Raw genomic sequence first — 20,586 nt, 5'->3', positions numbered from 1 at the left:
GCCATGAACAGCGCCCGCAAACCCAATCAGAAAATTCGCCTGGGGGACTTGCTGGTCAAGCACAAGGCCATCTCCGAGCACCAGTTGCAGGATGCCCTGGCCGAACAGAAGCGCTCCGGCCACAAGCTCGGGCGGGTGCTGGTGCAGCTCGGCTACGTGACCGAAGACGATCTGCTCGACCTGCTGGGGCGCCAGCTCGATATTCCGGTCATCGACCTCAAGCATTACCAGTTCCGGCCACAGACGGTTCGCCTGCTGCCCGAAACCCACGCCCGTCGCTACCGCGCCATCGCGCTTTCCGAAAAAGGCGAGGAACTGACCGTGGGCATGGCCGACCCGACCGACATCTTTGCCTACGATGCGCTCAGCCGGCTGCTCAAGCGGCCGATCAACATCGTCCTGGTACGTGAATCGGACCTGTTGCAGGCCATCGACGTGGTCTACCGGCGCACCGAGGAGATCTCGTCGCTGGCCGAGGAACTGGGCGAAGAGCTCTCCGAAAGCGACTACGACATTGCCCAGCTCGAGGATGACGAAGGCCAGTCGGATGCGCCGGTCATCAAACTGCTGCAGTCGATGTTCGAAGACGCCGTGCAGATCGGCGCTTCCGACATTCACATCGAACCGGACGAGAACGTATTGCGGATCCGCCAGCGTGTGGACGGCGAGTTGCAGGAACAGATCATCGAGGGCCGGCGCGTGGCCTCGGCACTGGTCACCCGCCTCAAGCTCATGGCATCGCTCAACATCAGTGAAAAGCGGCTGCCGCAGGACGGCCGTTTCAGCGTGCGGGTCAAGGAACGCAACATCGATGTGCGCCTGTCGACCATGCCCATCCAGTACGGCGAATCCATGGTCATGCGCCTGCTCGACCAGTCGGCCGGACTGCTGGAGCTCGGCAAGCTGGGCATCCCCGATCACATCATGGAGCGAGTCAAGCGTCTGATCAGCCGGCCTTCCGGCATGGTGCTGGTCACCGGCCCCACCGGCTCGGGCAAGACCACGACGCTGTATGCCGCGCTCAACTACATCAACAAGGCCCGCACCAAGATCATCACCGTCGAGGACCCGGTGGAATACCGGCTGCCGCGCATCAACCAGGTGCAGGTCAATCCCAAGATCGACCTCGATTTCGCCCGCGTGCTGCGCACCGCCCTGCGCCAGGATCCCGACGTCATCATGGTCGGCGAAATGCGCGACCGGGAGACCGCCGAGATCGGGCTGCGTGCCGCCATGACCGGTCACCTGGTGCTGTCGACACTGCACACCAACTCGGCACCGGCCACCGTCATGCGCCTGCTCGACATGGGGGCACAGGGCTTCATGGTGGCCGCAGCACTCGACGGCGTCATCGCCCAGCGCCTGGTGCGCCGGGTCTGCGACTCCTGCGGCGAGGACGTGGAACCACCGGCCAGCCAGATGGCCTGGGTACGCGGTCAGCTCGGCGAAGACGCCGTGACTGGTGTTCGCTTCCGCGCCGGCTCGGGCTGTGCCTACTGCTCCAATACCGGGTATCGCGGTCGCATCGGCGTCTACGAACTGCTGGAAATGGACCAGGAACTGACCGATGCGCTGCGTCGCATGGACACCGACACCTTCAGCAAGCTGGCGCGCAATCAGAAGGACTACCGCCCCCTGATCCTCTGCGCACTGGACTATGCCGCGGCCGGTATCACCTCGCTCGACGAGGTCATGCGCCTGGGCGGCGAACTCGACACGCTCCGCGATGCCAATATCGAGACCGCTGAACTGACCGGGGAGGAAGTCTGATGTCGGGATTCCAGTGGCGGGGGCGCAATGCCCGCGGGCAACTGGTCAACGGTCATGTCGAAGCCGACAGCAGCGACGCCGTGGCCGAGCAGCTCATGCGCCTGGACATCACGCCCATCGAGATCCAGGAAGCCGAGGCCGGCAGCCAGTCGGCCGGCAACTCCCTGCGCACCCGGCTGGGCCTGGACCGGCCGGGCGTCAACGATCTCATTCTCTTCACCCGGCAGATGTACACCCTGACCAAGGCCGGGGTGCCCCTGATCCGCGGACTCAACAACGTCGCCGAGTCCACCCGCAACCCGGTTCTCAGACAGGCGATCGAAGACCTGGTCGACGCCCTGGAGTCCGGCCGCGAGCTGGCCGACGGCCTGGCCCAGAACCCGCGCGTCTTTCCCAACATGTTCGTCAGCATCGTGCGCGTCGGTGAAGGTTCGGGCAACCTTGAGCAGTCCTTTCTACAGCTCAACGGCTACCTGGAACTCGAACGCGACTTCCGCGCACGCCTCAAACAAGCCCTGCGCTACCCCGCCATGGTCATCGTCGCCATGGTCATTGCCGTGGCCATTCTCATGGTCTGGGTCATTCCCGTGTTTGCCAACTTCTTTGCCCGACATGATGCCGAGCTGCCCCTGCCCACGCGCATCATTGTCGCCACGTCCGAGTTCACCAGCGAATGGTGGTGGCTGGTGCTGCTGGCCATTGGCGCATTGCTGTTCGCTTTCCGCTACTGGATCGGCACCGAAAACGGCCGCTACCGCTGGGACCGGATCAAGCTCAGACTGCCGGTCATCGGCAAGATCCTGTTCGAAGGCACCATGGCCCGCTTCGCACGCTCGTTTTCCATGACCTACCGCTCCGGGGTGCCGTTGATTCAGGGCCTGACCCTGGTTTCAAAAGCCGTCGAAAACGAGTACATCGGCCAGGCCGTCAACGACATGCGTACCGGCATCGAACGCGGCGAGTCGCTCTCGCGCACGGCCGCGGCCACCGGCCTGTTTTCCTCGCTGGTGCTGCAGATGATCAGCATCGGCGAGGAAACCGGCGATGTCGATACCATGCTGACCGAAACCGCCGAATACTACGAGCGCGAAGTCGACTACGACCTCGACAACCTCAGTGCGCTTATCGAGCCCATCCTGCTCGTCTTCCTGGCCGTTCTGGTACTGATCATGGCCCTGGGCGTATTTCTGCCGATGTGGGACGTGGGACGTGCCGCACTGGGCTGAACGCAGCAGATGCACGAAACGGCGCCAGCAGGGCTTCACGCTGCTGGAGCTGATCATCGTGATTATCCTGGTCGTCGCGCTGTTCCTGGTGGCCATGCAGCGCCTGTTTCCACTGCGCGGCGACGCCGAAGCAGCGCACGTGACCAGCGTGACCGGCACACTGCGCTCGGCGCTGGGCATGGAAGCGGCCGCCCGGGTGGTGCGCGAGGGCCTGCCGGCCATTATCGAACTCGAGGCCGGCAACCCCATGCAACTGCTGGCCGAGCGGCCCGACAACTACTTGGGCGAGCTGTCGACGCCCGACGATGTGCCACCCGGCTACTGGTATTTTGACAACTCGGCCAATGTGCTGGGCTACCGAGTTCGCTTTCCCCAGTACCTGGAAGGTGCACCCGACGACCCGGTCCACCTGCACTGGCAGGTCCAGGTCGAATACGGCAGCGAATCGCGCGACGACAGAACACCCACCCCGCGCGGACTGCACCTGGTGGCGCTGCATCAGTACCACTGGCCCGATCAGCCGCGACCGGAAGAAAGACTGGGAACGATACATTAGACTGGTATCAAAGCAGCCACCACTTTGCGCCATGGGCGTGAGCGAGGACCACAGGGCAATGCAAGCGGCTACCGACCAACGCAGAATCGATGCCCACCAGGCACTCAGGCTGCGCCGCCTGCGCATGGCCATGCTGGCCTGGCTGGTGTCCATCGTCGTGGTCTTCATCGGCTGGTCGCTGGGCCTGATCGACTTCACCCCGCTGGGTTTCAGCGCGCTGCTGCTGCTGATTCTCATGGTCCACCTGATGTTCCATGTCCTCATCCGCTCGGGCTGGAACCTCCGACTCGAAGACCCGAGCATGACCCTGCCCCAGATCATCGTCGCCACCCTGGTGGCCCTGGTGGTCATCAGCCGGGCCGACGAGGCACGAACCATCCTGCTCATGCTGTTCATCATGGCCATGTTCTTCGGCGTGTTTCAGTTGCGAACGCCCCAGTTCGTGTTCGTTGCCCTGGTGGCCGTGGTCGGCTATGCCCTGATCGTGCTCGGCGAATTCGTCCTGGGCGACTACCAGCGTTCCGGTCAGGTTATGCTGCTGGAGCTGGCCGCTTTCAGCATCGTCATGTTCTGGCTGGCCTTCGTCGGCTCACATGTCGCACGCCTGCGACGCAAGCTGGCACAGCGCAATCGCGAACTGCGCGAGGCCACCGATCGGCTCAAGCACCTGGCCGAACACGACGAACTGACCGGCCTGCCCAACCGCCGCAGGCTGATTTCCCAGCTCGAAACCCTGGCACGCGAGTCGGCCGAAACCGGCTCGACCTTCTGCGTGGCCGTGCTCGACCTGGACCATTTCAAACACGTCAACGACGAGCATGGACACCAGGTCGGTGACGACGTACTGACCGAGTTCGCGCGACGCGGCTCACAACTGCTGCGAGACGGCGACCAGGTCGTTCGTGTCGACGACACCGTCGACAGCATCGGACGTTTCGGCGGCGAAGAATTCCTGCTGATCCTGCCCGGCACCGACCTCGAAGGCGCCGTACTGGCCGCCGAAAGACTGCGCAGGCAGACCGCCGATGAGCCGTTCGAAACCCGAAACAAGCGCATCTCCTGCACCGTTTCAATCGGCGTGGCCCAGTACCGCGCCGAGGAACCCGTCCGTCTGACCATCGCCCGGGCCGACAAGGCGCTCTACCGCGCCAAGGAAGAAGGCCGCAACCGAACCGTGGCCGCCGAAGCATGACCACCGCCGACATCCTGCTGATCACCACGCTGCTGGCCCTGGCCGTGATCGGCCTTGGCCTGCTCATCACCGGCGCCGCACTGACCCTGAGGGCAACTGCCGACAGCAACAGCGATACCAACGGGCCTTGGCGAACGCCAGACCGCCAGTGGCATATCGAGCGCCTGATCTACCGTCATCACCGAATCAGCGGCGGCCTGATCATACTGGCCAGCCTGTTCTTCCTGTGGCAGTTCGTGATCGGCGGCATCCTGTTCAACGACCTGCCGCACGATGGCTGGCAACTGGCAGCCTGGCTGCTGCTCGCCGGCAATCTCATCAATCTGTTCATCGGGCTGGTCATTCTGGTTCGGCCGAGTCGACTCAAACACATCGAAGCGACAGCCAATCGCTGGATGAGCCTCGATGCCGCAGGACTCAGCCGATTCCTCGCCCGCTATCCACGCATCAGAGGGCTCATGATCCTGCTGACCGCCATAATCGTCCTGACCGGCACACTCCTGGTGATGGGCGAACTTCTGAAGAAATGATCGTCAGTGCACGGGCCAGACCATGGGGCAATACATGACGGAATCTGTCAGTCATCCCCTTGAGTACACCACAGTTATGTGACAGACCTCTCGATAATGAGGGAAGTTGCCCACATGGCACGTTGATTGCATTATCCTCTTCAAGGTTGTCGAACAACCGGCCCCGTGCGCTGACTGCGGTCTGCCCGGGGCAAATCACCAAACCATAACCCGGCCGGGCCGCGGCCCGCGACCGAAAAGCACAGGAGAACTGCAATGAACATGAACATCCGTCAATCCCAGGGTGGTTTCACCCTCATCGAACTGGTCATCGTCATCGTCCTGCTCGGCATCCTTGCCGCCGTAGCCGTGCCCCGCTTCATCGACCTCAGCGACGAAGCCGCCCAGGCAGCCGTCGACGGCGTCGCCGGCGGCCTGGCCTCAGCCAGCGCCATCAATTACGCCGCCGTCGTGGCCGGCAGCCCAGAAGGCGATGACTCCGTTGAAAGTTGTGATGACATCGTCGACCTGATGGTCGGCTTTGACACAGATCGTTTCTCCGTCACCGGCGGATCACTCGGCACCAACCCGGGCGACAGCGCAGAATGCACCGTCACCGACGACGACACCGATGCACAGGCCACTTTCCAAGGCATCCGAAGCGCAGATGCCTAGCACCTGATTGCGTAGACCACGCTACGCTCACCCCAGAAGACCCCGCCCCGAGCGGGGTCTTCTTCCCCCCTAACACCTAACACCCAGCTTCTTAACACTTAACACTCCCCCTCCCCGGCACAATTCCTGCATTACACTAATCAGGTTTTCACCGACTCAGGCCCTGCCATGCCCCACTCCCGAGTCCAACGCGGTTTCACACTCATCGAGTTCATCGTCTCGCTGGTGGTCATCGGCATCGGGGCTGCCATCCTGACCGGTTTCGTGACCCCGGTCGCGCGCAGCGCCGACCCGATGATCCAGGCTCAGGCGCGGGCGATTGCCACGGCGTATATGGATGAGATTCTGTTGCGGGAGCATGGCGCGTGCTCAAACCCGGGCTCTGGTAACCGGGGTGGCTGGGAAGAGGTCTTTTGCTACGACGGCCTGGACGAGGCCCCGCACGACCAGTTCGGCAATCCGATCGCGTCGCTGTCGGATTACACCGTCTTGGTCAGCGTTGCCGGCAACGCCCCGGCCACCATCGGGGTGAACGTGGCCCACGCTGGCGGGGGGATCAATTATTCGCTGCAGAGCCAGCGCGGCGACTACTGACATGCGCGGGCCGAGCACATCCACAGGATTCTCCCTGACCGAACTGGTCATGATCCTCGTGCTGCTGGGCATTCTGGCCGTGTTTGCCGTACCCCGTCTCGACATTCAGGGCTTCGAACGACAATCCTTCGCCAGGGAGTTGATCGCCGCGCTCAATCACGCCCAGCGTATCGCCCTGGGTTCGGGCTGCCACGTCGCAGTCGAAATCAGCTCAGGCGGCTATTCGGTCAACTACACCGGAGCGGGCAATGACTGCAGCAGTGTGCCGGTTCCTCACCCGTCCCGAAGCGGTAATTTCACCGGCTCGGGCGATGTCATTTCAAACGTAACAGTCGTATTCGACGCCTTCGGCCGCAGCGATGGAGCGACCATCAACCTGGCCGACGGCACCACCATCACGGTCGAAGCGGAGACGGGCCATGTGCATCGCTAGACCAACCCGGGGTAGACCCGGACAGGGTGGCTTTACCCTGATCGAGCTGATCCTGGTCATGGTGCTGGTCGGCATCCTGGCCGCCGTCAGCGTGACCTTTATCCTCCCACCCTTCCAGGCCGCCGCCGATCTCGAGCGCCGCGCCGCCCTGGTCGACAGCGCCGATCTGGCGCTCAACCGCATGACCCGTGAAGCGCGCAGCGCGCTGCCCAACAGCGTGCGAGTGTCACCAGACAACCAGCAAGTCGAATTCGTTACCACACTCACCGGTGGACGCTATCGTCGCCTGCCAACCCCGGGCGATAACAGCGACCCGTTCGTTCCCGCCCAGTCCAGCGGATCGTTCGATGTGCTCGGCGGACTGATCGATGCCGACGAGGTGCAAGAACGCGACGCCGGGCGCAGTTGTGGCTATGGCAATGGTCATTGCCTGTCGGTCTACAACACCGGCCAGCCGGGGTTCGATGTCTACAGCGGTCAGAATATTGCCGCGATCACGAACGCCAGTTCGGGCTCCATCTCATATGACAGTGGCGGCAGCGATCCCGCGTTTGCCACGCATTCGCCCAATCAGCGCTTCTACGTGGTCGATACGGTGGTCAGCTATGTCTGTGAAGGCAACCAGCTACTGCGCTTCAGCGACTACGGCATCGACAGCAGCCCGAGCGGTTCACCCGCACTGGTCACCGGCAATATCGAAAGCTGTCAATTCAGCTATGCTGAAGGCACCAGCGCCCGGCGCGGCCTGCTTACCCTGCGGCTGGATCTGGCCGATGGTGGCGAGCAGATTTTTCTGGTGGCCCAGGCACAGGTTCTCAACAGTCCATGATGTCGATGCACCAACAACGCGGCGCAGCACTGTTTGCCGCCATCTTCCTGATCACCGTCATCACGGTGGCGGCCGCGGCCATCGCGCTGACCTCAGCCACCCAGCATACCGGCCAGGCCCGGGCCCTGCTGGCCGAACAGGCCTGGTATGCCGCCATGGCCCGCCTGGAAAGCGAAATCCCGAGCATTCTCGGCAGCAACAGCTGTACTCCCGGTGGACAGGAGAGCCTGTTCGGCTTTCAGACCACATTTTTTTGTGACGCAGATGATGAGACCGAGGGCGACACCTCATACCGCGTTTACACCCTGGAAGCCGGTGCCCGCCAGGGCAGCATCGGCCAGACCATCTTCGTGCGCCGCACCGTGCGGGCGCAGATTGCCGACGAGGGCTGACATGACACAGGACCGCCACCATACCCACCCGGCCCCTCGGAACGTGGTACGACAGCCGCGATGGCAATGGCTTGTGGTTTTCCTCATCCTGATGCTGCCGGCACTGGCCCAGGCCGTCCCCCAGTGCTCCGACGTCTTTCCCCAGGCTATCCGCAGCAACGCCCAGCCGCCGGATGTGCTGACCCTGCCGCCGTTTCCCTCGCCCAATGACGGCGCCCTGAATGTTCCCAACGGCGGCACGGTGAACCTGGGCCCGGGCGACTACTACTTCACCTCGGTCAACGTGGAGAATAATGCCACGGTCAATATCAACGGGCCGGTGCGGATTTTCGTGCAGGGCAACACAGTCATCGAGAACAACATCAATTTCAACAATCCGGGCAACCCGGCCAACCTGGTCGTACTCGCCTATTCCAATGCCACCATAGGCAACAACACGACTTTCAACGGCATTCTTTATGCAGAGGGGGCCGTACAGCTAAGCAACGGTACGCGCATCACCGGCGCCGTCACCGCACGAGGCGCGGTTGGGACACACCCGAACACCGTTGCCACCTACGACCCGGATGCCGTGGAGAACGCCGACTTCGGCGGCCTATGCCAGAATGAAGCCGGCGGACCGGTCGAAGTCTCGGCCAACGGCGAGTTCGATTCCCCGGTCATCGTCGAAGCCGGCGAGCCGGTGCTGTTCGAGGCCTGGGTGCAGGGCTGCCCGTCGGCCAATCACTGGCGCGATACCTGGCAGGTTGACGGTGCAACCGAGCAGGGCCCGGATACCTCAGGCACCACTGCCTGCGACCGCTCCCCCATTCCATGGACCACTTCGTTCTCCGACCCGGGCAGCTATGAGGTGACGTTTATCAGCGATTACTGCACCGGTTTTTCTGTACCCGTTTGCAATTTTTTCAATCAATGGCAGGAACATGGTCGTGGTTCCATCATCATCGAGGTGCTTGAGCCCGAGATCGATGTGGTTATCGACTACCGCATGGAAAGCACGGAGTGGACCGGCGACGCCGGCGAGGTCATCGATTCATCCGGGTTCGACAACCACGGCACCGCAATCAATGATCCGCAGACCAGCCTGACCGACCCCATTCGTCCCGGGGACCCCGGCACCTGCCGCTACGCCACCGTGCCCACCGACGGCCGCATCAACACCTCCGCACCCGGCGCCCTCAGCACCCCCAACAACATGAGCGTGGCCTTCTGGTTCCGCGCCGTCGACGTGGGGCCGGAGGGTTCGATTCTCGCACTGGGCGATCTGTCCGGTCTTTACGCTCGGCCGCTGGAGATTCTCAGGCGCTCGGAAGGCAATCTGCGCGCGGTATTCACTGACCAGAATGACAACGAGAGCTTCCTCGACCACGATACTAGCGCCTTCTCCGGCGACTGGGTGCATATCGCGGTCACCCGCCGGCAGCAGGCCGTATCGGGAGGCCAGCAGCAGATCACGGAGCGACTTTACCTGGATGGCAACCTGATCACCGAGAACCAGCGCACCCAGTCCAACCCACCCGACCTGATTTCCCCGGCCAACATCCATATCGGCGGCCTGCCGGGCGTGTTCGGCAGCACGGCCGACTACGATGATGTCATCTTCGCCAATGGCGCCCTCGATCCCGATGAGCTTGACGCCTTCCGGCTGCGCGACCTGCCCTGCGATCTGATATCGAATCCGGATCATATCCGCCTGATTCACCCGGGCAGTGGACTGACCTGCGCACCCTTCGATGTGCAGGTTCAGGCCTGTGACGACCCCGACTGCACCGAACTTTTCTCCGAAGAAACCGAGGTCGGATTCGTCTCGCCCGCCGGCAACTGGAGTCAGAACCCGGTCAGTTTCACCGGCCAGACCACCGTGTCACTGCAGGTCACCACCCCGGGCCCGGCCACGCTGGATGCCGTGTCCGACCCCGAGGCCGACAATCCCACGCGCTGCTTCGACGGCGCCGGCGCCGAAACCTGCGTGCTCGATATCGCCGACTCGGGCTTTCTGATCGATGTGGAAGATCACATCGCCGGCGTCACGGTCACCGGCACGCTGTCTGCGGTGAGAACCGACGAGGAAACCCTGGAATGCGTGGCCGGCTTCGGCAACGACGAAAAGGAAGTCCGGTTCTGGTCGGACTACGCCAACCCCGGCAGTGGCACGGCCCCGATCAGCATAGAAGGATCCCCCGTCGACACGGCCGCCCCCGGAAGCACCCGCAACCTGTTCTTCGATGCCGACGGCCAGGCCGGCTTCAGCCTGTCCTACCCCGATGTCGGCCGCATGACCCTCAACGCCGAATATACCGGCGAGCCGGGCACGGAAGAGGAAGGCCTGGAGATGACAGGCTCCGGACAGTTCATCGCCCGGCCCAGCCATTTCGAACTCGAAATCGACAACAATCCGGCCGCTGAAGGTCCAGCCGGTCCGGTCTTTGCCACGGCCGGCGTCGATTTCGATATCGAGGTATCGGCCCGCAATGCCAATAACAGCATCACCCCCAACTTCGGCAACGAATCACCGGCAGAAGCAGTCGACTTCGACCTGGAACTGGTCGAGCCGGCCGGCGGCAGCGACCCCAACCTGGTCGGCAGCTTCGGCGCCTTCGACAGCGACTGTGACGGCAACACCGCACCCGGAGTGGCCTGCGGCACCTTTTACTGGCCGGAAGTGGGTATCATTTCGCTGACGCCACGCCTGACCAGCGGCGCCTACCTGGGGTCCGAGGATGTGGTTGGGCAATCAGAGGAATCCATCGGCCGGTTCATTCCGGATCACTTTACCGTCTCATCCAGGCCGGTACGCAACCGAGTGGACCTGAACAACTGCGAAGCCGCGAGCTTCACCTACATCGGCGAACCCTTCGCGGTGGATTTCACCCTGCAGGCCCGCAACGCACTGGGTGCGCCGACCAACAACTACCATGATGAATTCGCAAGGCTCGATGCTGATGAGCTCGATATCGACGCCTCCCCTGAGCCACCCGAGGTTTTGGACGCAGACCTTCAGTGGGAGCGGGGCCTGGGACTGGCTGACGTGCAGCTCAAACTGCCTCGTGATGCACCCAAAGGCCCCTACCCGGACTACACCGTAAGCATCGATCCGACCGACAGCGATGGCGTCGGCCTGGGCAGCGAAGAGGATGACGAAGTCGGCACCACCGAACTTCGCTTCGGCCGTATCGTGGTCGATAATGCCATCGGTTCCGAACTGGCGCCGCTGGACCTGCCCTGGCGGGCCGAGCACTGGAATGGTGACACCTGGCAGGTCAACCAGGACGATGACTGCACCGTGATGGCATTGGCCGATGACGTCGTACTGATAGACGCCAGCGGTACCGAGAGCGACGGAGAAACTTCCGTGTCAGTAGGAGAAGGTTCAACCTCCGTTGAAACAGAAGACAGTCGACTTGAACTGGTAGACGGCGCTGGCTGGTTCCGATTCACCGCTCCCGACCAGCCCGGCTGGGTCGATCTGCGACTTAACCTGGAAGACAACTGGCCCTTCCTGCGTGATGATCTAAGCGATGACGACAATTACGACGACGATCCCCAGGGCCGCGCTTCATTCGGACTGTTCGATGGCAGCCCGCGCCGGATCTTCATCCAGGAAACCGCCCCGCGCTAGCCATGCCTGCCGACATCCAAGCCGCGATCTTCGACATGGACGGGCTGCTGATCGACTCCGAGCCGCTTTGGCAGGAAGCCGAGATCGCCTGTTTCCGTCCACTCGGTGTTCCTATCGACCGCGACCTGTGCCGCCAGTCGGCGGGCAAGCGGCTCGATGAAGTCATCAACGACTGGCACCAGCGCTTCGGCTGGCAGGGCCCCAGCCCGGACGACATGCACGATGCCGTGCTGGCCGAAGTCACACGCCTGATCATGCAACGCGGCCAGGCACTACCCGGCGTACACGACACCATGACCTGCCTGGCCAAAGCCGGCCTGCGCATGGCCATCGCCTCCTCCTCCCCACCGGCCCTGATCGATGCCGTGGTCGGCAAGCTGAGCCTGGAAGAATTCATGGACCTCACCCACTCCGGCGCGCTGGAAGCCCGCGGCAAACCGGACCCGGCCGCGTTCCTGACCACCGCCCGCAAACTCGGCGTGAACCCCGGCCATTGCGTGGTATTTGAAGACGCCCCCGCGGGCATCGAAGCCGCCCAACGCGCAGGCATGCAGGTCATCGCCGTGCCCTCGGTCTTCACACCCGACGACCCCGGCATCCGCCGCGCCAACCGAGTACTCACCACCCTAGAAGACTTCCACCCCGAAATGCTCAACACCCTCATCACCGCGGAGTAGCCCACCCCGTCACTCCGGATGCGCCCACTCCGTCCCCCGAAACACCCTGAACCGCCCCGGATGCGCCCACTCCATCCCCCGGAACACCAAACCCGTCGCCCCGGAATCGCCGCAGGCGATATCCGGGGCCTCCCACACAAAACAACTGCACAGCCAGGAACAAAGGCACTGACTCAGCGCCGTGCAGAACCGAGCGTGCGAGGTCCCGGCTCTACGCTCCGCTCCGGCCGGGACGACGGTGGGTGGGGCCGGGACGACGTTGAGTGTGGGGCCGGGACGACAGGCCATCTTCTCGCCCCGGAACCCCCACCCCGTTGCCCCGGAATCACACCCACCCCGTCGCCCCGGAATCACACCCACCCCGTCGCCCCGGAATCATACCCACCCCGTCGCCCCGGAATCATACCCACCCCGTCGCCCCGGAATCACACCCAACTCCGTCGCCCCGGAATCGCCGCAGGCGATATCCGGGGCCTCCCACACAAAACAACTGCAAAGCCAGGAACAAAGACACTGACTCAGTGCCGTGCAGAACCGAGCGTGCGAGGTCCCGGCTCTACGCTCCGCTCCGGCCGGGACGACGGTGGGTGGGGCCGGGACGACGTTGAGTGTGGGGCCGGGACGACAGGCCATCTTCTCGCCCCGGAACCCCCACCCCGTCGCCCCGGAATCACACCCACCCCGTCGCCCCGGAATCGCCGCAGGCGATATCCGGGGCCTCCCACACAAAACAACTGCACAGCCAGGAACAAAGACACTGACTCAGTGCCGTGCAGAACCGAGCGTGCGAGGTCCCGGCTCTACGCTCCGCTCCGGCCGGGACGACGGTGGGTGGGGCCGGGACGACGTTGAGTGTGGGGCCGGGACGACAGGCCATCTTCTCGCCCCGGAACCCCACCCCCGTCGCCCCGGAATCACACCCACCCCGTCGCCCCGGAATCGCCACCCACTCCGTCGCCCCGGAATCATACCCACCCCGTCGCCCCGGAATCGCCGCAGGCGATATCCGGGGCCTCCCACACAAAACAACAGCACAGCCAGGAACAAAGACACTGACTCAGTGCCGTGCAGAACCGAGCGTGCGAGGTCCCGGCTCTACGCTCCGCTCCGGCCGGGACGACGGTGGGTGGGGCCGGGACGACGTTGAGTGTGGGGCCGGGACGACAGGCCATCTTCTCGCCCCGGAACCCCACCCCCGTCGCCCCGGAATCACACCCACCCCGTCGCCCCGGAATCGCCACCCACTCCGTCGCCCCGGAATCATACCCACCCCGTCGCCCCGGAATCGCCGCAGGCGATATCCGGGGCCTCCCACACAAAACAACAGCACAGCCAGGAACAAAGACACTGACTCAGTGCCGTGCAGAACCGAGCGTGCGAGGTCCCGGCTCTACGCTCCGCTCCGGCCGGGACGACGGTGGGTGGGGCCGGGACGACGTTGAGTGTGGGGCCGGGACGACAGGCCATCTTCTCGCCCCGGAACCCCCACCCCGTCGCCCCGGAATCACACCCACCCCGTCGCCCCGGAATCGCCACCCACTCCGTCGCCCCGGAATCATACCCACCCCGTCGCCCCGGAATCGCCGCAGGCGATATCCGGGGCCTCCCACACAAAACAACAGCACAGCCAGGAACAAAGACACTGACTCAGTGCCGTGCAGAACCGAGCGTGCGAGGTCCCGGCTCTACGCTCCGCTCCGGCCGGGACGACGGTGGGTGGGGCCGGGACGACAGGGGCGTTGCCCCGGGAGCCGGGACGACAGAGGCGCTGGCCAGCGTCATGCGTGGAAGACGCGATTCTGGTCACTCTGGAAAATGCTGAACTCAGGCTTTGGTCACGCGGCAATGTTGGGAATTCGACGAACTTCCTCGCCATGATCGAAGTGCGCTTGCTCAAGGTCGTAGTCAGCTTGCAACCCCAGCCAAAAGCGTTCCGAGGTTCCAAACGCTCGTGCCAGGCGCATTGCCGTATCGGCGGTAACCCGTCGCTTTCCAAGCACGATTTCATTGATCCGTCTCGGTGGGACCTCTATGGTTCGCGCAAGCCGATTCTGACTGATCCCCATAGGCTTGAGAAACTCTTCCAGTAGAATCTCTCCGGGGTGAACATTGGGCAAACGGTCGGTAGTCATTTCGAATATCTTCAGTTGACGTTGCTAGCCCGAATAGTTCATGAATTATTCAGGCTAATGATAGTCCACGATTTCAACCTCGGCAGCTGCATTGTCTTGCCATTTGAAGCAAATGCGCCACTGGTCATTGATTCTGATACTGTATTGACCGACACGGTTCCCTTTCAGAGCCTCCAGCCGGTTTCCCGGCGGAACCCGCAAATCAGTCAGGTCACGTGCATTATTCAACATTCGCAGCTTTCGCCGGGCGGTTGCCTGAATGTTAGCAGGCAGCTTTCGCGACTGCCGACCTTCCCAGATCACTCGGGTTTCGCGGTCGGCAAAGCTGCGAATCATATCGCGATTATAACGTTGCGCGTTATAGTTTGCAACAAGCCACAGGCACAAGGTACCGAGAGCACCTATTACCGCGCCATCGCTTCAACCCCGTCGCCCCGGAATCGCCACCCACCCGTCGCCCCGGAATCGCCGCAGGCGATATCCGGGGCCTCCCACACAAAACAACAGCACAGCCAGGAACAAAGGCACTGACTCAGCGCCGTGCAGAACCGAGCGTGCGAGGTCCCGGCTCTACGCTCCGCTCCGGCCGGGACGACAGGGCTGTCGCCTCGGAATCACCCAACCCCGTCGTCCCGTCACCCCAGAATCACCCACCCCCGTCGCCCCGTCACCCCAGAATCACCCACCCCCGTCGCCCCGGAATCGCCGCAGGCGATATCCGGGGCCTCCCACACAAAACAACTGCACAGCCAGGAACAAACGCACTTGTTAAACGCCGTGCAGAACCGAGCGTGCGAGGTCCCGGCTCTGCGCTCCGCTCCGGCCGGGACGACAGGGCTGTCGCCTCGGAATCACCCAACCCCGTCGTCCCGTCACCCCAGAATCACCCACCCGTCGCCCCGGAATCGCCGCAGGCGATATCCGGGGCCTCCCACACAAAACAACAGCACAGCCAGGAACAAACGCACTTGTTAAACGCCGTGCAGAACCGAGCGTGCGAGGTCCCGGCTCTGCGCTCCGCTCCGGCCGGGACGACAGGGCTGTCGCCTCGGAATCACCCAACCCCGTCGTCCCGTCACCCCAGAATCACCCACCCGTCGCCCCGGAATCGCCGCAGGCGATATCCGGGGCCTCCCACACAAAACAACAGCACAGCCAGGAACAAAGGCACTTGTTAAACGCCGTGCAGAACCGAGCGTGCGAGGTCCCGGCTCTGCGCTCCGCTCCGGCCGGGACGACGTTGAGTGTGGGGCCGGGACGACAGGGGCGTTGCACGTACAACACGAACCAATAGCCGTTTTCCTACAAACACTATCGCCGGCCTGCCATCGCCTGACTCCAGGCTTTGCGGGCAAACTGCCAAGCATGGAACGCGATTGCTTTGTCTACATAGTGACCAACCGCCTGCGCGGCACGTTGTATGTGGGTGTCACCAACAATCTGATACGCAGAGTCTGGGAGCATCGCCTGGGGCTGGTTCCAGGATTCACCCAAAAATACCGCTTGCGCCGATTGGTGTACTTCGAACACTTCAGCGATTTCGGTCATGCCATTGAGCGGGAGAAGCGCCTGAAGCGCTGGCGTCGGGACTGGAAGCTGACCTTGATCGAAAAAGACAACCCGCAATGGCAGGACCTGTACCCGCGGATTGCCCACTCCGAGGGTGTGGATACCCATGTGCCGTATTGACGACGGCATCCGGTGCTATTAACCCGGCACGAATGGTAGGTCACATTCGTGCCGGGTTAACAAGAGCGGACAACAGAGCGCTGGGGGAAGCCCCGGTCTCCATACAATGTGGACTTGAAACATGCCCCCCGGCTCGGAGCCTGTCCCGGGCTTGATCCGGGAGCCGGGAAAACGTTGGATGGAGCGGGGACGACAGAAGCATTAGGCCGTGCGAAACTGCAGCGTGCGGGGTCCCGGCTCTGCGCTTCGCTCCGGCCGGGACGACAGCGAGGTGTCACCCCGAAAATCACCCCAACCCGTCGCCCCGGAATCGCCGCAGGCGATATCCGGGGCCTCGCACGCGAACCCTCTGCACGGCCCAGAACAAAGCCAACCAATTGACGCCGTGCAAAACTGATACGTGCGAGGTCCCGGCTCTCCGGCCGGGACGACAGTGATTCGTCGCCCTGGAAATCGCGTCAGCGATTATCCGGGGCCTCGCGTGCTGGCCAGTGGCCTATCCAGGGTTCGAACGGCCAGTCTTCTCCGCTCTGGAGGCGTCGGAGTGCGTCGGTTTCGCGTTCTTCGATGGTCGACAGGAAGCGTGGGTCGCCGTCCATGTGAGCGAAGGCGTCCAGGCCGCGTTGCAGGAAGTCCTGCAGCAGGCCCACGCCGGCCAGTTCGGCCGGCAGGCGCATCATGCGGATCAGGCGGTGCACCATGGGCTTGCGCACCGTCTCGACCAGCAGGTCGCCGAGTTCGCGGATCAGGCGCAGTTGCTCTTCCCGGCCTTCCCAGTCACCGTCTGCGCGGTAGGCGTGGGCATAGACCGGCTGGGTAATCTCTTCGATGTCGATCAGGTGCTCGGCCAGGCGAAAATCGAATTCCAGGCTGATGGCCTGCAGGTGCATGGCTTCGCCGATGGCAAACAGCAGGTGCCCGGGCAGGAAGCGGCGCATGATGGGCACCACGCGCTTGAGTTGGCGGTCGCGGGCATGCACCTCGCGACCACCGTAGAGTTCATCGAGAAAGAAGTCGCATGCCGGCCTGAACCGGTCGGTGGCGCGCAGATCGGCATAGGTCTCGTCCAGGCGCGCCACCTGCCAGGCCTGCAGACGGTCCAGCGATTCCCGCCACGGCCCCTCCTCGGGAATGCGCTCGGCAATGGCCAGGTTGCGGTCGATCTGCTCGACCAGGTGAGCGACCGCGGCCGATTCCTTCATTCCAGCGACCCGATCGCCTCGACCAGCTCCTCGCGTCGACGGCGAAAAGCAGCAACCGCCTCGACATGGGCATAACGCACGATGCCAGACTCATCCACCAGAAACACCCCGCGCTTCATCCCCAGAAGCCCGCGGCAACCATATTGGTCCGCCACGCTCATGTCCGGATCGCTGAGCAGGGTGAAGGGCAGCTGGTGACGTTCGCGAAAGCGCCGGTGAGACTCGGCATCGTCACGGCTGATGCCGACGACTTCCACGCCAAGGTCGGCGAAACTGTCCAGACCGTCGCGGTAGTCGCAAAGCTGCCGGGTGCAGACCGGGGTCTCGTCTCCCGGGTAAAACACCAGCAGGAGGCGCTTCCCGGCCGAATCGGACAAGCGGAAGGGCTGCTCGTCCTGGTCCGGCAGGGTAAAGTCGGGGGCGCTGTGGCCAATCGGGATGGTCATGGCTTTGCATTATAATGATTTGATTGTTTCCGTACCGTCGAGATCTTCACCGCTCATGCTCACACTGACACCGGCCAGCCAACCTCGGGACCAGGACCGCAGACCGACCATCGGCCTCGCCATTGCCGGCGGCGGCCCGCTGGGCGCCATCTACGAACTGGGCGTCCTGCAGGCCATTGACGAAGCCATCGACGGGGTCCACGTCCACGACCTCGATGTTTATGTAGGCGTCAGCTCGGGGGCTTTCCTGTCGGCCAGCCTGGCCAACCGGATTACCGCCAGTCAGATGGCACGGGTTTTCATGACCTCGCCGGATGCGGAATACGATTTCCACCCCGAAACCTTTCTGCGACCGGCTTTCCGGGAGTACCTCAGTCGGGCCGCCAGCGTGCCCGGTGTACTGTTCGACATGCTCACCGAGCTTATTCGCCACCCCGAGCGGCTGACCAGCCTGGAGAGCGTGGAAGGGCTGAGCCGCCTGATCCCGACGGGCATCTTCGACAACGTCAATATCGAGCGTTTTGTCGCCCAGGCGCTGGAAAAGCCGGGGCGCAGCAATGATTTCCGTGAACTGCAGGCGCGCCTGCGCATTATTGCCGTGGAACTCGACACCGGGCAGGCCGTACGCTTCGGCGAACCCGGTCATGATCATGTGCCCATTTCAACGGCAGTGCAGGCCTCGGCCGCCCTGCCCGGCCTGTACCCCCCGGTCGAAATCGACGGGCGCTATTACGTCGATGGCGCGCTGCGTCGCACCCTGCATGCCTCGGTTGCACTCGAACAGGGCACAGACCTGTTGCTGGCCATCAACCCGCTGGTGCCTTTCGATGCCGAAGGTGAACACACGGACCACACCCAACCCCGCGACCGCATGGTTCGGGGCGGGCTGCCGATCGTACTGTCGCAGACCTTCCGCTCGCTGATTCAGTCGCGCATGCAGATCGGCATGCGCAAGTACGAATCGGACTATCCCGGTGCCTCGGTGATGCTGGTCGAGCCCAATCGCGACGACGAGAAGATCTTCTACACCAACGTGTTCAGCTACCGCTCGCGCAGCGATCTGGCCGAACACGCCTATCAGACCACGCGCCGCGAACTGCTGGAACACGCCGATCAGCTCGAAGCCTTTCTGGAACCCTACCGGCTGGGCGTCAACCGCACGCTGCTCGAGCGCGAACAGACGCTCAGCGACAGCCTGCAACACGAACCGGTGCACTTCGCGCCGGTGGGCAACACCCTGGACCGGACACTGGACAGCCTGGAACGCACCCTGAGGCAGCCATGAGTCAGCATTCAGAAAGGCAGGACGGACCGACACCGTCCGTCGGCATGGTGTCGCTGGGTTGTCCCAAGGCGCTGGTTGATTCCGAGGACATTCTCAGCCGCCTGCGTGCCGAGGGCTACCGCATCGCCCCGGATTACCAGGGCGCCGACCTGGTGGTAGTCAATACCTGCGGGTTCATCGACGAGGCCAAGGCCGAGTCCCTGGAAACCATCGGCGAGGCACTGTCGGCCAACGGCAAGGTACTGGTCACCGGCTGCATGGGCGCCCGCCCGGAAGACATTCGCAGCATCCATCCGAAAGTGCTGGACGTGACCGGACCGCATCAGAGCGAGGCGGTGGTCCAGTCCATCAACAGCCACCTGCCGCGCCCGCACGACCCGCGCGTCGACCTGGTGCCTCCCGGTGGTCTGAAGCTCACGCCCGGTCATTACGCCTACCTCAAGATCTCGGAAGGCTGCAATCACAAGTGCAGCTTCTGCATCATTCCCTCGATGCGCGGCCGCCTGGTCAGTCGACCGCTGGGGCTGGTGATGAAAGAGGCCGAAGCGCTGGTGGATCGAGGCGTGCGCGAACTGCTGGTCATTTCGCAGGATACCGGCGCCTACGGCGTCGATCAGCGCTACCAGACCGACTACTGGCGCGACCGCGAATGGGAAACCCGACTGTTAGACCTGGCACGCGCGCTGGGCGAACTGGACGCCTGGGTGAGACTGCACTACGTCTACCCCTACCCGCATGTCGACCGCCTGATGCCGCTGATGGCCGAGAGCCGCATCCTGCCCTACCTGGATATCCCGTTCCAGCACGCCAGCCCGCGCATTCTCAAGGCCATGCGGCGCCCCGCGGCGGCCGATAACACCCTGGAGCGAATCCAGGCCTGGCGCCGGGGCTGCCCGTCGCTGGTGGTCCGCTCGACCTTTATCGTCGGCTTCCCCGGCGAAACCGAACAGGACTTCGAGCAACTGCTGGAATGGCTTACAGAAGCACAACTGGACCGGGTCGGGTGCTTCCAGTACTCGCCGGTTGAAGGGGCCGCGGCCAACGACCTGCCCGGTGCGGTACCGGACGCAGTGCGGGAAGAGCGCTGGCATCGCTTCATGCAGCACCAGGCCGCCATCAGTGCCGAACGTCTGGCCCAGCGGATCGGCTCGGTCGAAACCGTGCTGGTTGACCATGTCGAGAACGATCAGGTGATTGCCCGCAGCTACGGCGACGCCCCAGAAATCGATGGGCTGGTCATTATCCAGGGAGCGAGCGGCGTGTCGCCCGGGCAATTTGTGCGCGTGCGCATCACCGATGCCGACGACTACGATCTCTACGCCAGGCCGCACGAAGACTGAGGAACCGTCCCGGCCCGAAT

At 63.4% G+C, this 20,586-nt stretch carries 19 protein-coding genes; 15 read left to right on the top strand and 4 right to left on the bottom strand.

The annotated features are described in order from the left end of the window. Nucleotides 1–3 precede the first annotated feature (3 nt). The 12 genes from IC757_RS06845 (at nucleotide 4) to IC757_RS06790 (ending at nucleotide 12,472) form a co-directional block, all read left to right on the top strand. Nucleotides 4–1,770 (top strand): GspE/PulE family protein, encoded by a 1,767-nt coding sequence (locus tag IC757_RS06845; RefSeq protein ID WP_190976602.1) that lies wholly within the window; start codon nucleotides 4–6, stop codon nucleotides 1,768–1,770. Continuing rightward, complete coding sequence (locus tag IC757_RS06840; RefSeq protein WP_190976601.1) at nucleotides 1,770–2,996, top strand: type II secretion system F family protein; 1,227 nt, start codon at nucleotides 1,770–1,772, stop codon at nucleotides 2,994–2,996. The genes IC757_RS06845 and IC757_RS06840 overlap by 1 nt, the downstream gene beginning before the upstream one ends. Continuing rightward, nucleotides 2,980–3,552 (top strand): prepilin-type N-terminal cleavage/methylation domain-containing protein, encoded by a 573-nt coding sequence (locus tag IC757_RS06835; protein ID WP_190976600.1) that lies wholly within the window; start codon nucleotides 2,980–2,982, stop codon nucleotides 3,550–3,552. Before IC757_RS06840 ends, IC757_RS06835 begins: the two co-directional genes overlap by 17 nt. A gap of 58 nt (nucleotides 3,553–3,610) precedes the next feature. After that, a complete protein-coding gene (locus IC757_RS06830) occupies nucleotides 3,611–4,744 on the top strand; it encodes a GGDEF domain-containing protein (RefSeq protein WP_190976599.1) in 1,134 nt (377 codons plus the stop codon). Then, the gene (locus IC757_RS06825) at nucleotides 4,741–5,274 is read left to right on the top strand and encodes a hypothetical protein (protein WP_190976598.1); all 534 of its coding nucleotides are present in this window, start codon (nucleotides 4,741–4,743) and stop codon (nucleotides 5,272–5,274) included. Before IC757_RS06830 ends, IC757_RS06825 begins: the two co-directional genes overlap by 4 nt. 255 nt (nucleotides 5,275–5,529) lie before the next feature. Then, the gene (locus IC757_RS16920) at nucleotides 5,530–5,928 is read left to right on the top strand and encodes a type II secretion system protein (RefSeq protein ID WP_317977077.1); all 399 of its coding nucleotides are present in this window, start codon (nucleotides 5,530–5,532) and stop codon (nucleotides 5,926–5,928) included. 168 nt (nucleotides 5,929–6,096) lie between these two features. Then, nucleotides 6,097–6,522 carry a prepilin-type N-terminal cleavage/methylation domain-containing protein gene (locus IC757_RS06815; protein WP_190976597.1) on the top strand — a complete coding sequence of 142 codons (426 nt, stop codon included), beginning with the start codon at nucleotides 6,097–6,099 and terminating at the stop codon, nucleotides 6,520–6,522. A 1-nt stretch (nucleotide 6,523) separates the two neighbouring features. Beyond that, nucleotides 6,524–6,955: a Tfp pilus assembly protein FimT/FimU gene (locus tag IC757_RS06810; protein WP_190976596.1), complete on the top strand. Its 432-nt coding sequence runs from the start codon at nucleotides 6,524–6,526 to the stop codon at nucleotides 6,953–6,955. Then, the gene (locus tag IC757_RS06805) at nucleotides 6,942–7,784 is read left to right on the top strand and encodes a type II secretion system protein (protein WP_190976595.1); all 843 of its coding nucleotides are present in this window, start codon (nucleotides 6,942–6,944) and stop codon (nucleotides 7,782–7,784) included. The genes IC757_RS06810 and IC757_RS06805 overlap by 14 nt, the downstream gene beginning before the upstream one ends. Then, entirely contained in the window at nucleotides 7,781–8,176 is a 396-nt protein-coding gene (locus tag IC757_RS06800; RefSeq protein ID WP_190976594.1) for a hypothetical protein, read from the top strand. Before IC757_RS06805 ends, IC757_RS06800 begins: the two co-directional genes overlap by 4 nt. Before the next feature lies 1 nt (nucleotide 8,177). Continuing rightward, entirely contained in the window at nucleotides 8,178–11,795 is a 3,618-nt protein-coding gene (locus tag IC757_RS06795; RefSeq protein WP_190976593.1) for a LamG domain-containing protein, read from the top strand. A 2-nt stretch (nucleotides 11,796–11,797) separates the two neighbouring features. Next, nucleotides 11,798–12,472, top strand: a complete 675-nt coding sequence (locus tag IC757_RS06790) for an HAD family hydrolase (protein ID WP_190976592.1) — start codon at nucleotides 11,798–11,800, stop codon at nucleotides 12,470–12,472. Between the two features lie 1,835 nt (nucleotides 12,473–14,307). Here IC757_RS06790 and IC757_RS06785 read toward each other — a convergent pair. Continuing rightward, entirely contained in the window at nucleotides 14,308–14,604 is a 297-nt protein-coding gene (locus IC757_RS06785; RefSeq protein WP_190976591.1) for a HigA family addiction module antitoxin, read from the bottom strand. Between the two features lie 54 nt (nucleotides 14,605–14,658). Beyond that, entirely contained in the window at nucleotides 14,659–14,940 is a 282-nt protein-coding gene (locus IC757_RS06780; RefSeq protein WP_190976590.1) for a type II toxin-antitoxin system RelE/ParE family toxin, read from the bottom strand. A 1,029-nt stretch (nucleotides 14,941–15,969) separates the two neighbouring features. Here IC757_RS06780 and IC757_RS06775 point away from each other — a divergent pair. Then, nucleotides 15,970–16,293 (top strand): GIY-YIG nuclease family protein, encoded by a 324-nt coding sequence (locus IC757_RS06775; protein ID WP_190976589.1) that lies wholly within the window; start codon nucleotides 15,970–15,972, stop codon nucleotides 16,291–16,293. 458 nt (nucleotides 16,294–16,751) lie between these two features. Here IC757_RS06775 and IC757_RS06770 read toward each other — a convergent pair whose 3' ends face one another. Both IC757_RS06770 and IC757_RS06765 read right to left on the bottom strand, forming a co-directional pair. After that, nucleotides 16,752–17,495, bottom strand: a complete 744-nt coding sequence (locus IC757_RS06770) for an FFLEELY motif protein (RefSeq protein ID WP_190976588.1) — start codon at nucleotides 17,493–17,495, stop codon at nucleotides 16,752–16,754. Beyond that, nucleotides 17,492–17,941 (bottom strand): peroxiredoxin, encoded by a 450-nt coding sequence (locus IC757_RS06765; protein ID WP_190976587.1) that lies wholly within the window; start codon nucleotides 17,939–17,941, stop codon nucleotides 17,492–17,494. Before IC757_RS06765 ends, IC757_RS06770 begins: the two co-directional genes overlap by 4 nt. Nucleotides 17,942–17,996: 55 nt before the next feature. On the opposite strand from IC757_RS06765, the gene IC757_RS06760 reads away from it, so the two are divergent. Together IC757_RS06760 and rimO are read left to right on the top strand one after the other, a co-directional pair. Beyond that, on the top strand, nucleotides 17,997–19,226 hold the full coding sequence (locus tag IC757_RS06760; RefSeq protein ID WP_190976586.1) for a patatin-like phospholipase family protein: 1,230 nt from the start codon (nucleotides 17,997–17,999) through the stop codon (nucleotides 19,224–19,226). Continuing rightward, nucleotides 19,223–20,566, top strand: coding sequence for a 30S ribosomal protein S12 methylthiotransferase RimO (gene rimO, locus IC757_RS06755; RefSeq protein WP_190976585.1), 1,344 nt, complete (start codon nucleotides 19,223–19,225; stop codon nucleotides 20,564–20,566). Before IC757_RS06760 ends, rimO begins: the two co-directional genes overlap by 4 nt. Nucleotides 20,567–20,586 lie beyond the last annotated feature (20 nt).

This window comes from Wenzhouxiangella sp. AB-CW3, assembly GCF_014725735.1.
Taxonomy (GTDB): domain Bacteria; phylum Pseudomonadota; class Gammaproteobacteria; order Xanthomonadales; family Wenzhouxiangellaceae; genus Wenzhouxiangella.
This window is presented reverse-complemented; position numbering and strand designations above follow the sequence as displayed.

Excerpts from the sequence above, each read along its gene's own strand:
- IC757_RS06845 (WP_190976602.1), top strand. The coding sequence starts at position 4 with ATGAACAGCGCCCGCAAACCCAATCAGAAAATTCGCCTGGGGGACTTG.
- IC757_RS06840 (WP_190976601.1), top strand. The coding sequence starts at position 1,770 with ATGTCGGGATTCCAGTGGCGGGGGCGCAATGCCCGCGGGCAACTGGTC.
- IC757_RS06830 (WP_190976599.1), top strand. The coding sequence starts at position 3,611 with ATGCAAGCGGCTACCGACCAACGCAGAATCGATGCCCACCAGGCACTC.
- IC757_RS06825 (WP_190976598.1), top strand. The coding sequence starts at position 4,741 with ATGACCACCGCCGACATCCTGCTGATCACCACGCTGCTGGCCCTGGCC.
- IC757_RS16920 (WP_317977077.1), top strand. The coding sequence starts at position 5,530 with ATGAACATGAACATCCGTCAATCCCAGGGTGGTTTCACCCTCATCGAA.
- IC757_RS06815 (WP_190976597.1), top strand. The coding sequence starts at position 6,097 with ATGCCCCACTCCCGAGTCCAACGCGGTTTCACACTCATCGAGTTCATC.
- IC757_RS06810 (WP_190976596.1), top strand. The coding sequence starts at position 6,524 with ATGCGCGGGCCGAGCACATCCACAGGATTCTCCCTGACCGAACTGGTC.
- IC757_RS06805 (WP_190976595.1), top strand. The coding sequence starts at position 6,942 with ATGTGCATCGCTAGACCAACCCGGGGTAGACCCGGACAGGGTGGCTTT.
- IC757_RS06800 (WP_190976594.1), top strand. The coding sequence starts at position 7,781 with ATGATGTCGATGCACCAACAACGCGGCGCAGCACTGTTTGCCGCCATC.
- IC757_RS06795 (WP_190976593.1), top strand. The coding sequence starts at position 8,178 with ATGACACAGGACCGCCACCATACCCACCCGGCCCCTCGGAACGTGGTA.
- IC757_RS06790 (WP_190976592.1), top strand. The coding sequence starts at position 11,798 with ATGCCTGCCGACATCCAAGCCGCGATCTTCGACATGGACGGGCTGCTG.
- IC757_RS06785 (WP_190976591.1), bottom strand. The coding sequence starts at position 14,604 with ATGACTACCGACCGTTTGCCCAATGTTCACCCCGGAGAGATTCTACTG.
- IC757_RS06780 (WP_190976590.1), bottom strand. The coding sequence starts at position 14,940 with ATGATTCGCAGCTTTGCCGACCGCGAAACCCGAGTGATCTGGGAAGGT.
- IC757_RS06775 (WP_190976589.1), top strand. The coding sequence starts at position 15,970 with ATGGAACGCGATTGCTTTGTCTACATAGTGACCAACCGCCTGCGCGGC.
- IC757_RS06770 (WP_190976588.1), bottom strand. The coding sequence starts at position 17,495 with ATGAAGGAATCGGCCGCGGTCGCTCACCTGGTCGAGCAGATCGACCGC.
- IC757_RS06765 (WP_190976587.1), bottom strand. The coding sequence starts at position 17,941 with ATGACCATCCCGATTGGCCACAGCGCCCCCGACTTTACCCTGCCGGAC.
- IC757_RS06760 (WP_190976586.1), top strand. The coding sequence starts at position 17,997 with ATGCTCACACTGACACCGGCCAGCCAACCTCGGGACCAGGACCGCAGA.
- rimO (WP_190976585.1), top strand. The coding sequence starts at position 19,223 with ATGAGTCAGCATTCAGAAAGGCAGGACGGACCGACACCGTCCGTCGGC.